This window comes from Actinomycetospora atypica (genome assembly GCF_042653685.1).
In the GTDB taxonomy this organism is placed as follows: Bacteria; Actinomycetota; Actinomycetes; order Mycobacteriales; family Pseudonocardiaceae; genus Actinomycetospora; species Actinomycetospora atypica.
Genome location: NZ_JBHSIV010000001.1, coordinates 60379 through 75317 on the forward strand (window position 1 = coordinate 60379; position 14939 = coordinate 75317).

Annotated in this window: 14 protein-coding genes; 6 read left to right on the top strand and 8 right to left on the bottom strand. The window is 73.9% G+C overall.

Going from position 1 to position 14939, the window contains the following annotated elements; genetic code table 11:
* The first annotated feature begins 60 nt into the window (after positions 1 to 60).
* From ACFPBZ_RS00345 to ACFPBZ_RS00355, 3 genes are read left to right on the top strand one after another with little or no spacing between them, the layout of a single operon-like run.
* On the top strand, positions 61 to 1023 hold the full coding sequence (locus tag ACFPBZ_RS00345) for a hypothetical protein (protein ID WP_378033998.1): 963 nt from the start codon (positions 61 to 63) through the stop codon (positions 1021 to 1023).
* Positions 1020 to 1349, top strand: a complete 330-nt coding sequence (locus ACFPBZ_RS00350; protein WP_378033999.1) for a DUF2834 domain-containing protein — start codon at positions 1020 to 1022, stop codon at positions 1347 to 1349. The genes ACFPBZ_RS00345 and ACFPBZ_RS00350 overlap by 4 nt, the downstream gene beginning before the upstream one ends.
* Complete coding sequence (locus ACFPBZ_RS00355) at positions 1346 to 1846, top strand: DUF4188 domain-containing protein (protein ID WP_378034000.1); 501 nt, start codon at positions 1346 to 1348, stop codon at positions 1844 to 1846. The genes ACFPBZ_RS00350 and ACFPBZ_RS00355 overlap by 4 nt, the downstream gene beginning before the upstream one ends.
* A 62-nt stretch (positions 1847 to 1908) precedes the next feature.
* Here the strand turns inward: ACFPBZ_RS00355 and ACFPBZ_RS00360 are convergent, their stop codons facing one another.
* From ACFPBZ_RS00360 to ACFPBZ_RS00370, 3 genes are all read right to left on the bottom strand, one after another.
* The gene (locus ACFPBZ_RS00360; protein ID WP_378034001.1) at positions 1909 to 3054 is read right to left on the bottom strand and encodes an acyl-CoA dehydrogenase family protein; all 1146 of its coding nucleotides are present in this window, start codon (positions 3052 to 3054) and stop codon (positions 1909 to 1911) included.
* A 2-nt stretch (positions 3055 to 3056) separates the two neighbouring features.
* A complete protein-coding gene (locus ACFPBZ_RS00365) occupies positions 3057 to 5027 on the bottom strand; it encodes an ATP-binding protein (RefSeq protein ID WP_378034002.1) in 1971 nt (656 codons plus the stop codon).
* Between the two features lie 64 nt (positions 5028 to 5091).
* Positions 5092 to 6609 carry a carboxyl transferase domain-containing protein gene (locus ACFPBZ_RS00370; RefSeq protein WP_378034003.1) on the bottom strand — a complete coding sequence of 506 codons (1518 nt, stop codon included), beginning with the start codon at positions 6607 to 6609 and terminating at the stop codon, positions 5092 to 5094.
* Between the two features lie 83 nt (positions 6610 to 6692).
* On the opposite strand from ACFPBZ_RS00370, the gene ACFPBZ_RS00375 reads away from it, so the two are divergent.
* Complete coding sequence (locus ACFPBZ_RS00375; RefSeq protein WP_378034004.1) at positions 6693 to 7292, top strand: TetR/AcrR family transcriptional regulator; 600 nt, start codon at positions 6693 to 6695, stop codon at positions 7290 to 7292.
* A 40-nt stretch (positions 7293 to 7332) separates the two neighbouring features.
* On the opposite strand, the gene ACFPBZ_RS00380 is transcribed toward ACFPBZ_RS00375, so the two are convergent.
* A complete protein-coding gene (locus tag ACFPBZ_RS00380; protein WP_378034005.1) occupies positions 7333 to 7614 on the bottom strand; it encodes a hypothetical protein in 282 nt (93 codons plus the stop codon).
* A 94-nt stretch (positions 7615 to 7708) separates the two neighbouring features.
* Positions 7709 to 9514: an AMP-binding protein gene (locus ACFPBZ_RS00385; RefSeq protein WP_378034006.1), complete on the bottom strand. Its 1806-nt coding sequence runs from the start codon at positions 9512 to 9514 to the stop codon at positions 7709 to 7711.
* Between the two features lie 231 nt (positions 9515 to 9745).
* Between ACFPBZ_RS00385 and ACFPBZ_RS00390 the strand changes: the two genes are divergently transcribed.
* Entirely contained in the window at positions 9746 to 10642 is an 897-nt protein-coding gene (locus ACFPBZ_RS00390; protein ID WP_378034007.1) for a DUF2188 domain-containing protein, read from the top strand.
* A gap of 140 nt (positions 10643 to 10782) precedes the next feature.
* Positions 10783 to 11667, top strand: a complete 885-nt coding sequence (locus ACFPBZ_RS00395; protein WP_378034008.1) for a DUF2188 domain-containing protein — start codon at positions 10783 to 10785, stop codon at positions 11665 to 11667.
* A gap of 36 nt (positions 11668 to 11703) precedes the next feature.
* On the opposite strand, the gene ACFPBZ_RS00400 is transcribed toward ACFPBZ_RS00395, so the two are convergent.
* The 3 genes from ACFPBZ_RS00400 to ACFPBZ_RS00410 form a co-directional block, all read right to left on the bottom strand.
* Complete coding sequence (locus ACFPBZ_RS00400) at positions 11704 to 13251, bottom strand: acyl--CoA ligase family protein (protein ID WP_378034245.1); 1548 nt, start codon at positions 13249 to 13251, stop codon at positions 11704 to 11706.
* Between the two features lie 98 nt (positions 13252 to 13349).
* Positions 13350 to 14168: an Fpg/Nei family DNA glycosylase gene (locus ACFPBZ_RS00405; protein WP_378034009.1), complete on the bottom strand. Its 819-nt coding sequence runs from the start codon at positions 14166 to 14168 to the stop codon at positions 13350 to 13352.
* A gap of 40 nt (positions 14169 to 14208) precedes the next feature.
* A complete protein-coding gene (locus ACFPBZ_RS00410) occupies positions 14209 to 14925 on the bottom strand; it encodes a GntR family transcriptional regulator (RefSeq protein WP_378034010.1) in 717 nt (238 codons plus the stop codon).
* Positions 14926 to 14939: the final 14 nt, after the last annotated feature.

Below are 14939 nucleotides of genomic sequence, written 5' to 3' on the forward strand. Positions count from 1 at the left end.
GCCCTGATGGATAGCGCTACTGTCCACTTATTCGGACAGCAACACTATCCATTGTGAGGGATGACCGTGCGCTCCTGGAACCGACCTCTCCTCGTCTTCACCGGCGCCATGATCCTGCTCGTCCTCGTCAGCCTCGCCGGCCTGGTGCTCGACCCGCGCACTCTCGGCGGCCAGCCGATCTGGGCCAAGCCGCTCAAGTTCTCGGTGTCGCTCGCGCTCTACGGCCCGACCCTGGCGTGGATGGTCTCGCTGCTGCACGGAGAGCGGGCCCGGCGGATCGCGTCCGGAGCCGCCGTCGTCGTGGCGGTCGCCGGGGTGCTCGAGATGGTCGCCATCGTCGGGCAGGTGACGCGCGGGGTAGGGAGCCACTTCAACACCGCGTCCGCGTTCGACGCGGCGGTGTACGCGGTGATGGGGACCTCGATCTCGGTGCTCTGGGTGGCCAACCTGGTCATCGCGGTCCTGCTCCTGCGCGACCGTGCCCTGTCGGGGTCGCTCGGCTGGGCGGTCCGGCTGGGGCTCGCCGTCTCGCTGCTCGGGATGGCCGTGGCGTTCCTCATGACCAGCCCGACGGGCGCCCAGATCGAGGCCGCGGCCGCCACCGGCGCCCTGCCGGTCACCGGGGCGCACGCGGTCGGGGTTCCCGACGGCGGCCCGGGCCTCGCGCTGCTCGGGTGGTCGACCACCGGCGGCGACCTGCGCATCGGGCACTTCGTCGGCCTGCACGCGCTGCAGGCACTCCCGCTGCTCGCCCTGGGCCTGGGCTTCCTCGCCGCGCGGGTGGTGGTGCTGCGGGCGGACACGGTGCGGACCCGCCTGGTGATCGTCGCCGCCGGCGCCTGGACCGGCCTCACCGTGCTGCTCGTGTGGCAGGCCCTGCGGGCGCAGCCGCTCCTCGCCCCGGACGCGCTGACGCTGGGAGCCGCCGCGGCCCTCGTCGTCGGGACCCTCGTGGCCGTCGGACTCGTGCTGCGCTCCGCCCCGCGGGCGGTCGTCGAGGAGCCCGTGGCGGTGCCGGCATGAGGCCGCTGGTCGCGGTCTACGGCGCCCTGGCCGTCGTCGGCCTCGTCGGGACCTGGTGGTTCAACGTCGCGTCCGCCGCTGCGGGCGAGGACTACCTCGGCGGGTGGTTCGGCACCGCCGCCAGCTCGTCGGCCGCCGTCGACATCCTCGTCGCCGGGGTCGCGGCCTGCGTGTTCATGGTGGTCGAGGGCCGGCGCCTCGGATGGCGGCCGTGGACCCTCGTCCTGCTCGTCGTCGGGAGCTTCGCGATCGCGGTCGCGTTCGTCTTCCCGCTCTTCCTCGCCCTGCGCGAGCAGTCGCGGTCCCGACAGGAGGTCCACGCATGACCGGCTACACCCGGGTCAGCGCCGAGATCGAGGGCGACTTCGTCGTCTTCCTCATCGGCACCCACGTCAACCGCTGGCGCGACGTCCGCGCCTGGCTGCCCGTCTTCCGGGCCATGCCGCGGATGCTCGCCGAGCTCGCGCGGCACCCCGAGATGGGCATGCTCAAGGCCCACTCCGGGATCATGTTCGGCGGGCCGGCCGTGGTGCAGTACTGGCGCTCCTACGAGCACCTGGAGGCCTACTCCCGCAGCGCCCAGGCCGAGCACCTGCCGGCGTGGCGGGCGTTCAACCGCGCGGCGCGGTCGTCTCCCGACTCGGTCGGCATCTGGCACGAGACCTACCGGGTGTCGGCCGGCCAGTGGGAGACGATCTACGGGGCGATGCCCGAGATCGGCCTGCTCGCGGCGGGCCGGGCGGTCACCCTCGACGCGTCGAGCACGTCGGCGACGCGGATCGGGGCCCGGGCGGACGACACGGCGCCGGTGTCGGCCCCCTGATCCGGAGCGAACGGCACTCTCGCTGCTTCTAGGTGAGCGAGAGTGCCGTTCGCTCCGCCGGGCTAGAGGCCCAGACGACGGGCGATCAGCATCTTCTGCACCTCGGAGGTGCCCTCGCCGATCTCGAGGATCTTCGAGTCGCGGTAGTGGCGGGCCACCGGGTACTCGTTCATGAAGCCGTAGCCGCCGAAGATCTGCGTCGCGTCGCGGGCGTTGTCCATCGCCGCGTTCGACGACAGCAGCTTCGCGATCGAGGCCTCCTTGGTGAACGGCACCCCGGCCGCCATCTTCTCGGCGGCGTCGTACCAGGCCAGGCGGGCCGCGACGGTGCGCGTCTCCATCTCGGCGATCTTGAACTGGATCCCCTGGTAGGTCCCGATCGCCGCCCCGAACGCCTGGCGCTCGCGGGCGTAGCGGATCGACTCGTCGACGCAGCCCTGGGCGGCGCCGGTCGAGAGCGCGGCGATCGCGACCCGGCCCTCGTCGAGGATCGACAGGAACTGTCCGTAGCCCTTGCCGCGCTTGCCGATGAGGTTCTCCTCGGGCACGCGGCAGTCGGAGAACGCCAGCTCGTGGGTGTCGGAGGCGTTCCAGCCGACCTTCGAGTAGCTCGGCGCCACGGTGAAGCCCTCGGTGCCGCTCGGCACGAGGATCGCCGAGATCTCCCGCTTGCCGGTCGACTCGTCGCGCCCGGTCACCGCGGTGACGGTGACGTGGGAGGTGATGCGGGTGCCGGAGTTGGTGATGAACGCCTTCGAGCCGTTGATCACCCAGTCGCCGTCGTCCTGCTTCGCGGTGGTCTTCGTGGCCCCCGCGTCGGAGCCGCCGCCGGCCTCGGTGAGGCCGAACCCGCCGAGCGCCTTCCCCTCGGCGAGCGCCGGCAGCCACTGCTGCTTCTGCTCGTCGCTCCCGAAGCGGGCGATCGGCATGATGCCGAGCGACACCCCCGCCTCGAGCGTGATCGCGACCGACTGGTCGACGCGACCGAGCTCCTCGAGCGCGACGCACAGCGCGACGTAGTCGCCGCCCATGCCGCCGTACTCCTCGGGCACCGGCAGGCCGAAGAGGCCCATCTCGCCCATGGTCGCGACGAGGTCGTACGGGAACTCCTCGCGGATGTAGTAGTCCCCGATGACCGGGGCGACCTCCTTCTGCGCGAACTCCTCGACCGTGGCGCGCAGGGCCTCGTGCTCCTCGGACAGCTGCATGACTACTCCCCCGAACTGGGTGTGACGGTGACGAGGGGCGCGTCGAGCGCGACGGTCGCCCCGGCTTTCGCGGCGAGCTCCGTGACCGTCCCCGCCACCGGCGCGGTGAGCACGTGCTCCATCTTCATGGCCTCGACGACGACGAGCCGCTGACCTGCGTCGACCTCCTGGTTCAGCTCGACCTCGACGACCGTGACGGTCCCCGGCATCGGGCTGGTGACGGTGCCGTCGGAGGCCCCGCCGGCGGTGCGGGCGGCGGAGAGCCGCTCCCGCTCGCGCAGCGCCCACGTGCCGCCGTCGCGCGCGATCCACAGGACCCCGTCGCCGGTCAGCGCGGTGCGGTAGCGCCGGGTGACGCCGTCGAGGGTCACGACGATGCCGTCCACGGCCGCCGTCCCCACGACCGGGCGCGGGTCGTCCTCGCCGAGCGCGACGGTCGCGGCGTCGGCCCGGCCGCGGATCGCGACGTCGACGGGCTCGGCGCGCTCGACGCCGACCGGGACGAGCGTCCAGCGCGCCGGGGCGGGCTCCCCGCCGAGCCGGAAGCCGCCGAGGGTGTCGAACGCGTCGTCGCCGTCGGGCAGGCGCAGCAGGCCGGCAAGGGCCGCGGCGATCACGACGTCGTCGGGAACCTGCGGCTCGGGGACCCCGAGCCGGGCGATGAGGCCGGTGTCGAGCCGGCCCGCGCGGACGTCGGGGTCGGCCAGCAGGGTGCGCAGCCACGTGAGGTTGGTGGTGACGCCGAGGACGGTGGTGCGGGCGAGGGCCTCGTCGAGCCGGTCGAGCGCGGCGAGCCGGTCGGGGCCGTACGCGATGATCTTGGCGACCATCGGGTCGTACGCGCTGCCGATCTCCGAGCCCACCTCGACTCCGGCGTCCACCCGCACGTCGGGCCACTCCAGCGCGAGCACGCGCCCGCCGGTGGGCAGGAAGCCGCGCGCCGGGTCCTCGGCGTAGAGGCGGACCTCGACCGCGTGGCCCTCGAGGGTGACGTCGTCCTGGGCGTAGCCCAGCGGCTCCCCCGCGGCGATCCGCAGCTGCTCGGCGACCAGGTCGATGCGGGCGCCGCGGACCCGGACGACCTCCTCGGTGACCGGGTGCTCCACCTGCAGGCGGGTGTTCATCTCGAGGAAGAAGAACTCGCTCGCGTCGGCGTTCGTCACGAACTCGACGGTCCCGGCGCCGACGTAGCCGCACGCCTTCGCGGCGTCGACCGCTGCCTCGCCCATGGCGGCACGCTGCTTCTCGTCGAGCACCGCCGAGGGGGCCTCCTCGACGACCTTCTGGTGGCGGCGCTGCAGGGAGCACTCGCGCTCGCCGAGGTGCACGACGGCGCCGTGGGTGTCGGCGAGGACCTGGATCTCGACGTGGCGCGGGTCGGTGACGTAGCGCTCGAGCAGCAGGGTGTCGTCGCCGAAGCTGCCGCGGGCCTCGCGGCGGGCCGCGGTGATGGCGTCCTCGAGATCGGCGTCGCGGGTCACCACGTGCATGCCCTTGCCGCCGCCGCCGGCGCTGGGCTTGAGCAGGACCGGGAAGCCGACCTCGCGCGCCGCGTCGGCGAGCTCGGAGTCGGTGAGCCCCTTCGCACCCGAGCCCGGCACCAGCGGCACCCCGGCGGGCTCGACCGCGGCCTTCGCGCTGATCTTGTCGCCCATGACGTCGATCGCCTCGGGCGGCGGGCCGATCCAGGTCATCCCGGCGTCGGCGACCTGGCGGGCGAACGCCGCGTTCTCGGCGAGGAACCCGTAGCCGGGGTGCACGGCCTGGGCCCCGACCCGTCGCCCGGCCTCGACGATCGCGGCGCCGTCGAGATAGTCGGCGATGCGGACGGCGACGTCGGCGGCCCGTACGTGCGGCGAGGTCACGTCGGCGTCGGTGTAGACCGCGACGCTGCGCAGACCGCGGGCGCGCACGGTCGCGGCAATGCGGACCGCGATCTCGCCGCGGTTGGCGATCAGCACGCTGGAGAACACGGGGGTCCCTCCGTACAGGGCTCGATTGTGACGTTGAGTGTCAGCAAGGCCGCACTGCTGACACTCACATGCGGAAGACGCCGAAGCGCGGGTCGTCGAGCGGGGCGTTGGCGCACGCGGACAGGGCCAGGCCCAGCACGGTGCGGGTGTCGAGCGGGTCGATGACGCCGTCGTCCCAGAGCCGCGCCGTCGAGTAGTAGGGGTGGCCCTGGTGCTCGTACTGCTCGCGGACCGAGTCGGCGCTCGACGAGCCCACCGTGCCCAGCACCGTCGCCGCCTGCTCCGCACCCATCACGCTGATCCGCGCGTTCGGCCACATCCACAGGAACCGCGGCGAGTAGGCCCGCCCGCTCATCGCGTAGTTCCCGGCGCCGTACGAGCCGCCGATCACCACGGTCAGCTTCGGCACTCGCGTGGTGGCGACGGCGGTGACCATCTTCGCGCCGTCCTTGGCGATCCCGCCGGCCTCGTACTCGCGCCCGACCATGAACCCGGTGATGTTCTGCAGGAACACCAGCGGAATGCCGCGCTGGTCGCACAGCTCGACGAAGTGCGCGCCCTTGAGCGCGGACTCCCGGAACAGCACCCCGTTGTTCGCGACGATGCCCACCGGGTGCCCGTGCAGCCGGGCGAAGCCGGTGACCAGCGTGGTGCCGTACTCGGCCTTGAACTCGGTGAACCTGGAGCCGTCGACCAGCCGGGAGATCACCTCGCGCACGTCGTAGGCGCTGCGCCCGTCGACCGGCACCACGTCGTAGAGCTCGCGCGGGTCCTTCGCCGGGGCCACCGCCTCGCGGCGCTCCCACGGGGGCGCCGGGTTGGGCGGCAGGGTGTCGACGATGTCGCGGACGATCGCGAGGGCGTGCGCGTCGTCGTCGGCGAGGTGGTCGACCACCCCGGAGGTCCGCGCGTGCAGGTCGCCGCCGCCGAGCTCCTCGGCGGTGACCTCCTCACCGGTCGCGGCCTTCACCAGCGGCGGCCCGCCGAGGAAGATCGTCCCCTGGTTCCGGACGATCACCGCCTCGTCGCTCATCGCCGGCACGTAGGCCCCGCCCGCGGTGCACGACCCGAGCACGGCCGCGATCTGCGGGATGCCGGCCGCCGACATCTGCGCCTGGTTGTAGAAGATGCGCCCGAAGTGCTCCCGGTCGGGGAACACGTCGTCCTGCGCGGGCAGGAACGCACCCCCGGAGTCGACGAGGTAGACGCACGGCAGCTTGTTCTGCAGCGCCACCTCCTGCGCGCGCAGGTGCTTCTTCACCGTCATCGGGTAGTACGTGCCGCCCTTGACCGTCGCGTCGTTCGCGACGACCACGCACGTCCGGCCCGCGATCCGCCCAACCCCGGTGATGATCCCGGCCCCCGGCGCGGCGTCGTCGTACATCCCGTACGCGGCCAGCGGGGAGAGCTCGAGGAACGGCGACGACGGGTCGAGCAGCGCGTCGACCCGGTCGCGCGGGAGCAGCTTGCCCCGCTCGACGTGACGGGTGCGCGACCGCTCCGGCCCGCCGAGCCGCACGGTGGCGAGCTTCGAGCGCAGGTCGTCGACCAGCTCCGCGTGCCCGGCTGCGAACGTGGTCACCGACGACCTCCACGTGAACGTTGACTAACACGAGACGTTAGCGAGCGTTCACAGGAGCGCGCAAGAGTCGTACGCTGCCGGACATGGGGAGCGTGGAGACGGCCGGGCCCAGCTGGTCCTCGCCGTCGCGCACGAGCCGGCGCGACCAGATCCTCGTCGAGGCCGCCCGCCTGTTCGCCCGCAACGGCTTCCACGGCACCTCGATCGACGGGATCGGCGCCGCCGCCGGCGTGAGCGGGCCGGCCATCTACCGGCACTTCCCGTCGAAGGAGGGGCTGCTCGCCGAGATGCTCGTGGGGATCAGCGAGCACCTGCTCGACGGTGCCCGCCGCATCGTCGCCGCCCACCCCGACCCGCACGAGCGCCTGCGCGCCCTCGTCGACTTCCAGGTCGACTTCGCGCTGCACCGCCCCGAGCTGATCACCGTGCAGGACCGCGACCTCGCCAACCTTCCCGACGAGGCCCGGCGCCGGGTGCGGGCGCTCCAGCGCGCCTACGTCGAGGTGTGGGAGGACGTCATCACCCGCACCGGCCCGCCGCGCAGCGACGAGGAGGTCCGCACGGCCGCGCACGCCGCCTTCGGCCTCATGAACTCGACCCCGCGCAGCGCCGCGCACACCTCGCCCGAGCTCGCGGGCCCGGTGCTGGGCGCGATGGTGACCGCGGCGCTCACCGCGGCCTGAGCCCGGGACCGGACGAGCGGGCCGTCCGTCCGCTCGGGAGTCAGAGACCGGCGAGCTGCGCGGCGCGGTCGCGGCGGCTGCGCATCTCCTCGAGCCGCGCCCGCACCGAGATGCGGCGCTGGATGAGCTCGCGGACGTAGTCGTCGCGGCCCTGCTCCTGCTTCTCGTGGATCTGGCGGGTGAGGCGCCGGTCGAAGTTCTCGAGAATCGTCACCTCGCCGGAGAGCTGGCGGTGCACGGTGCGCGCCTCCTCGAGGCGGCCCCGCTCGGCCTCGTCGCGGGGCGCGGCGTGCCGGGGCGCCGATGGGTACGGACTCGTCATGGCGCACCGTCCTTCCGTCGTACGAGGCTCCAGCGTCCCCCTCCCGACCGTCGGAGAAAAGCCCCTCACCGGACTTGAGGCCCGTCCGCCGCCGTCACCGGACGACGACGGCCTCGTCGGGCTCCTCGGCGAGCAGGCGGGACACGTCGGCCGGGCGCCGCTCGCGGACTGCGCGCTGGTTGACGTAGCCCTTGTCGGTGACCTCCCCGGCGCCGAGCTCGGCGGGCTCGGTGAGCACCAGCAGCCGCTCCACCCGCTGCGAGGCCCCGCCGCCCTCGTCGGCGAGCCGGGTCAGTGCCGCGCGGAGGTCCGCGCGCAGGCCCTCGTCGGGAACGCCCTGCGGGGCCCGCGCGGCGAGCTCGGGGCGCAGCCAGACCAGCGCGGCCACGTGGTCGCCCTGCTCGCCGCACAGCACGGCGTCGCTGATGAGGCCCGCGGCGGCGGAGAGCAGGCGCGGGCGCAGCGTGCCGACGCTGACGAACGTGCCGGAGGCGAGCTTGAAGTCCTCGGCGAGGCGGCCGCGGAAGAGCAGACCGGCGCCGGGGTCGTCCTCGTCGACCAGCGCGACCGCGTCGCCGGTGCAGAAGAAGCCGTGCTCGTCGAACGTCGTCTCCGCGAGATCGGGACGCCGGTGGTAGCCGGGGGTGACGTTCGGGCCGCGCACGCGCAGCTCCTGCTTGCCGTCGCGGGCGACCAGGGCGATCTCGACCCCGGGCAGCGGCACGCCCAGACAGTCCGAGCGGGTGATCGGGAAGTGCGCCGTGGTGGCGGCCGGGGAGGTCTCGGTCATCCCCCACGACGTCGTCATGGTCATCGACGACCCGTGACGCTCGGCGAGCGCGGTGAGGCGGTCCCAGAGGCCCTGGGGCAGGGCGGCGGCCGCGAAGAAGCCGAGGCGCAGCCGGCTGAGGAAGGCCTTCGCGGCGTCGTCGTCGGTCTCCAGGTACGGCAGCAGCGCCGCGTAGCCGGCGGGGACGGACAGGTAGATCGTCGGGCGGGCCTCGCGGAGGTTCTCGACCGTGCGGGCGACGAGGTCGGGCGAGGGGCGGCCGTCGTCGAGGTAGAGGGTGCCGCCGCGGGACAGGACGAGGTTGACGTCGTGGTTCCCGGCGAACGTGTGGCTCCAGGGCAGCCAGTCGAGCAGGACCGGCGGCTCGTCGTCGAGGAACGGCCAGACCTGGCGGATCTGCTGCTGGTTGGCGGCGAGCATCCCGTGGGTGTTGATCACGCCCTTCGGCTGCGCGGTGGAGCCGGAGGTGAACAGGATCTTCGCGACGGTGTCGCGGGTGAGGGCGGCGCAGCGCCGGGCGACCTCGTCGGTGACCGGCGCGACGAGCTGGTCGGGGGTGATCGCGTCGGGGAACGAGTCGGCCGCCTGGTGCCCGACGAGCACCGTGCGCCCCGAGCCCGGGCCCGCCACCGCGGTGACCGCGGCGAGGAACGACGGGTTCTCCGCGACGACGAGGCCGGGCTCGACGAGGTCGGCCATCGCCCGCAGCTTCGTGTGGTCGCCCGTCTGCAGCGAGTAGGCGACGCTGACCGGGACCACCGGCGTGCCGATGGTCATTGCCGCGAGCGTGACCGCGAGGTGCAGGCGGCTGTTGCCCGAGAGGATCAGCACCGGCCGGTCGTCGAGCCCGCGCTCGATCAGGCCCTGCGCGAGCCGGTCGACGACGGTGCGCATCTCGCCCCAGGTGGCGTGGTCCCACCCCCAGCCCGGGTCGGGCTCGGCGAGGAGCAGCCGGTCGGGGTGGGCCTCGGCGTTGGCGCGGAAGTCGTGGACCACCGACACCGGGTGCTCGCGCAGCGGCTCGGTGGAGCGCAGCAGCACCCGCCCGTCGGGGGTGTCCTCGCGGACGACCGAGGGCTCGGCGAAGGTCGGCAGGCTGGACGTGGTCACGCACTCACCTCGGGGTCGGCGACGGGTGACCCGAGTCACCCACGTCACGACGACGGCCGTCAAGCGCCACCGGGCCGGGTGCCGTGCGTGACCGCATTCACGGCCGCGATCCGTGGATCGCCGCGCCGTGCGGGCACCCCATATGTGAGGGTCTTCGACCTCCTCCCCGGCTCGCGCCGGGGGGTCGAGGTCCCGCAGTACCGAAGTTCCGAGTCCCTGGAGGGATCTCCCATGTCCGACCGCCACGTCCGCCCCGCCGACGACGGCTGGACCGTTACGAAGGCCGGCGCCACCCGCTCGAGCGCCCACACGCCGACCCAGGCCGAGGCCGTCACGCGCGCCGTCGAGATCGTCGCGAACGACGGCGGCGGCTCCGTCGTCGTCCACGGGATCGACGGCGACGAGCGCACCCGCCGCGACATCCCGGCCAACGCCGAGGACACCGCCCGCATCGCCGGCGAGCTCGCCACCGAGGCGGCCGCCGAGGGCGCTGCCGTCACCGCGAAGGCCGTCGGCGACGAGGCCTCGAAGACGGCCGACAAGGTCGGTGACGAGGTCGGCACCACCGCGAAGAAGGTCCGCGGGCACGCCGAGACCGGCGCCCGGAGCGTCGGCGCGACGGCGTCGGCGGGTGCCGAGGGTGTCGCGGCGCAGGCCGAGGCCGCGTTCGAGGGCGACAAGTCGGCCAAGGCCGCCGCCAAGGACGCCGCGACGATCACCCGCACCACCGGCAAGCAGGCCGGCGAGAAGATCGACGGCTACACCCGCGAGGTGGCCGGCGAGACGAAGGCCTCCGCGAAGCGCGCCGCGGCCGTCGTCGAGCAGGAGGCCGGGCAGGCCACCGACGCCCTCGAGAGCGCCACCGCCCGCGCCGCCCGCCAGGGCGACGCGATCGACGAGGAGCTGACGGGGGTCGCCGACCGCGCCGGCCGCACGATCCACGCCTACACCGAGGCCGTCGCGACCCCGATCGACCGGCTCGCGGCCGCCCTCAACCCGGTCCGCATCACCGGGCGCATCGTCAACGTGGTGACGGTCGGCGGGCTCCGCCTCGTCGGCACCGCCACCAACCGCGGGACCGACCGCGCGCACCAGGGCGCCCGTCGCCTGCAGGACGCCGCCAAGTAGTCCGAGCCCGACGCCACGGCCCGTCCACCCTCCGGGGTGGGCGGGCCGTCGTCGTTCCGCCCTCCGGATTTTCGCGGTGGATCGCGACGCGCACGGGCACCCCTGGAGGAGCTGTGCACGACCACCTCCTGGAGGAACACATGTCCGACCGTCAGGTCCGTCCCGTCGACGACGGCTGGGCCGTCAAGGAGCCCGGCGACGACCGACCGACCGACGTCACCGCCACGCAGGCCGAGTCCGTGCGGCGCGCCGTCGACGCGGTGGCCGAGGAGGGTGGCTCGGTCGAGGTCCACGGCGCCGACGACGAGGTGCGCGAGACCCGCGACGTCCCCGCCGGCACCGACGAGACCGGCCGCATCGCGACCGAGATCGTCGCGTCGGCCACCACCACCGGCGCGCAGGAGAACGTGCGCGAGGCGACCGACGAGGTCGAGCAGACCGCGGGCGAGGTCGCCGACGAGGTGTCCACCACCGCGAAGAAGGTGCGTGGGCACACCCGCACCGGTGGCAAGCGCGTCGGCGCGACCGCCGCGGCCGCCGCCGACGGCATCTCCCAGCAGGCCGGGGAGGCCGCGGAGGGCGACAAGTCCGTGGAGGCCGCGGCCAAGGACGCCGCGACGATCGCGGACGTCACCGGCAGGCAGGCCGCCGCGCAGGTCGAGGGAACGGCCAAGGAGGTCGCGGGCGAGACCCGGGCCGCGGCCAAGCGGACCGCGGCCACCCTCGAGCAGGAGGCCGACAAGGCGGGCGACCAGCTCGTCTCGGCCACCGACCGCGCCGCCAGGGTCGGCGCGTCGGTCGACCAGGACCTGCACGGCGCCTCCGACCGCACCGGGCGCACCATCCACGCCTACACCGAGGCCGCCGCCGCCCCGCTCGACCGGCTCGCGGCGACCCTCAACCCCATCCGCATCACCGGCCGGGTCGTCGGCCTGGTCGCCGCCCGCGGCCTCGCCGTCGCCGGCACCCTGACCGGCCGGACGACCGCCACCGCCGACGATGCGGCGCGGCGCCTGAACCGCTAGGCGACGAGGGGTCGTGAGCAGTGGTCCGTTCCCGGGCTACTGCTCACGTCCCCGCAGTTCGTTCTTCTGGATCTTGCCGGTGGAGGTCTTCGGGAGCTCGCCGAAGACGATGCGCTTCGGCGCCTTGAACCGGGCGAGGTGCGTGCGGACGTACTCGATGAGCTCGTCGGCGTCGACCTCCTCGCGGGTGGTCACGTACGCGACCGGGATCTCGCCCCAGCGCTCGTCGGGCGCGCCGATCACGGCCGACTCGACCACCGCGGGGTGGCTGTCGAGCACGCGCTCCACCTCCACCGAGGCGATGTTCTCCCCGCCCGAGATGATGACGTCCTTCGAGCGGTCGCGGATCTCGGCGTAGCCGTCGGGGTGGATCACCCCGAGGTCGCCCGTGCGGAACCAGCCGGCGGCGTTGACCGCCGCGGTCGCCGCGACGTCGCGGTAGTAGCCGAGCATCACGTCGTTGCCGCGGACGACGAGCTCGCCCATCGTCTCGCCGTCGGCGGGGACGTCGGTGCCGGACTCGTCGATCACCCGCAGGCGGGCGGCCACGACGTTCCCGACGCCCTGCCGCGCCTGCAGGCGGGCCCGCTCGGAGTCGTCGAGCTCGTCCCACTGCGGCTGCCAGTCGTTCACGACGACGGGCCCGTAGGTCTCGGTCAGCCCGTAGAGGTGGGTGACGTCCATCCCGAGCCCGTGCATCCGCCCGAGCAGGGTGGGCGACGGCGGGGCGCCGCCGGTCGCGACCGTGATGCGCGGCCCCTCGACCGGGGCGTCGTCGGGAGCGGCGTCCGCGATCATCGTCAGGACCGTCGGCGCCGCGCAGAAGTGGGTGACGCCCTCCTCGCGCAGCAGCCGCCAGATCTCGGCCGGGTCGATCGCCCGCAGGCAGACGTGGGTGCCGCCGGACGCGGTCACGCCCCAGGGGAAGCACCAGCCGTCGCAGTGGAACATCGGCAGCGTCCACAGGTAGCGGCTGCCGGGCGAGAGCCGCACGTGGAACGCCATCGCGAGGGCCTGCAGGTAGGCGCCCCGGTGGTGGTACATGACGCCCTTGGGCAGGCCCGTGGTGCCCGACGTGTAGTTGATCGCGAGCAGTCCGCGCTCGTCGGCGACCGGGACGACGCTGGGGGCGGCCTTGGCGAGCCGCTCCTCGTACTCGTCGCCCTCGGCCAGCAGCGTCGCCCCGGTGCGCTCGGCGACGGTGCCGGCGAGCTCGGCCAGCTCCCTCGTCGCGAGCAGCAGCCGGCAGCCGGAGTGGGTGACGATGTGGACGAGCTCATCGGCTGAGAGCCGGGTGTTCAGCGGCACCAGCACGGCGCCCGCGAACGGCACCCCGTGGTGGGCCTCGAGCATGACGTGGCTGTTGGTCGCGAACGCCGCGACGCGGTCGCCGGGGCGCACCCCGAGCGCCCCCAGCGCCCCGGCCAGGCGTCGGGACCGGTCGGCGAACTCGGCGTAGGTGAACCGCCGGTCGCCGTCGACGATCGCGAGTCGCTCGGCGAACGCGTACTCCGCGCGATCGAGGAAGGACGTGGGGGTGAGCTCACTGAACGTGAACGACGCGGGCGTCGGGGTGTTCAGCATGATCGGGCCGGTCGTCACGATGGTCCTCCGCGTCGATGGTCCGGCTCCGCTCCGCTGCGCGTCCCGGGGCCTGACGATGCCCCCGCAGGGTAGGCGCTTCAGGCCTGTTCGGCGCTGCACCACCACGTCGTCCGGCTCCCGACGGTCCCGCGTTCCATCGGCGCACCGCAGCGCGGGCAGGCCTCGTCCTTCGCCCGGTAGGGGATGACCTCGCCGGTGTGCACCCCGCCGTGCCTGATCGCCTCCCGCGTCGCCTCCCGCAGCACGCGCCGCAGGTCGTCGAGCCGCTCGGTGGAGAGCTCCCCCGAGGGCGTGTGCGGGTCGAGCTTCGCCTGCCACAGCGTCTCGTCGGCGAGCAGGTTCCCGACGCCCGCGAGCACCGACTGGTCGAGCAGCCGTGCCTTGATCGGGGCCGTGCCCCGGCCCACCCGCTCGCGGAACTCGTCGCGGGTGATCTCGGCGGCGTCGGGGCCGATCGCGTCGAGGTCGGGCTCGAGGCGCACGCGCCCGAGGCGGCGCTTGTCGAAGAGCTTGAAGGCCCCGCCGTCGTCGAAGGAGAAGGTCACCCGGTCCCACTCGGGCTTCTGGTTCTCCTCGTTCGCCTTCTTCGGCAGGCCGCCCGCGAGCTCCCCGGAGCGCTCCCCGGCCGGTCCCCACACCCGGATGCGCCCGCCCATCCCGAGGTGCACCCCGAGGTTCGGACCCGGTTCGCCGTCGGCGTCCACCGTCTCGCACCACATCGTCTTGCCGAGCCGGTGCGCCGCGGTCAGCCTGCCCCCGACGAGCGCCTTCGCGATCTCCCCCGGGCGGTGCGGACGGCAGACGTACTCGTCGGAGTCGTCGATGTCGGTGATGGTGCGGTCGAGCGCCTTCTCCAGGACCTGGCGGGCGCTCTCGACCTCGGGGAGTTCGGGCACCACCTCGTGATACCCCCGCCGGGGGTGCTCACGCAGAGCACTACGGCCGGTCGGCGGCCAACGCGGCGGTGTAGGTGTCGAGGAGGTGCCGCTCGGCGCGCACCAGGTAGGAGTCGAGCTCCGCGGCCGCCTCGTCCAGCCGGCCCGCGACGACGTGCCCGCCGAGCGCGACGTTGGCCTCGACGTAGGGCTCGTGGAGCTCCCGGGGGTCGGGGACCAGGAGGAACGCGAGGCGCATCTCGGCGACGAGGTGGCGCATGGTCTCGTCGATGCGCTCGTTGCCCGCCAGCGCCGCCAGCGCCAGGTGGGTCTGGGCGTTCGCGGTGCCCGCGGCGGCCCAGTCGCCGCCCGCGGCCGCCCGCCGCCCGGCCTCCGCGGCCGAGCGCACCCGCTCGGCGAGCCCGGCGTCGGGATCGCGCCGGGCCGCCTCCCGGACGGCCCCGACCTCGACCGCGCGGCGCAGTCCGCACAGGTCGGACAGGTCGTCGCCGTCGAGCCGGCGGACGAACACCCCCCGGTTGCGGTGGTGCTCGACCAGGCGTTCGCGGGAGAGTCGCTGCAGCGCCTCGCGGACGGTGTTGCGCGAGACGGCGAGGGCCTCCACCAGCGGCTCCTCGGCCAGCTGCATCCCCGGGCGGAGCTCGCCGTCGAGCACCTGGCCCCGCAGCAGGTCGGCCACCCGCTCGGCGGTGGAGCCGACCTGGAGCCGGGGGCGCTGGCGGGCCAGGGACTCGGTCCAGCTCGTCGCAGCGGTCACGGGTCGAGCATAGG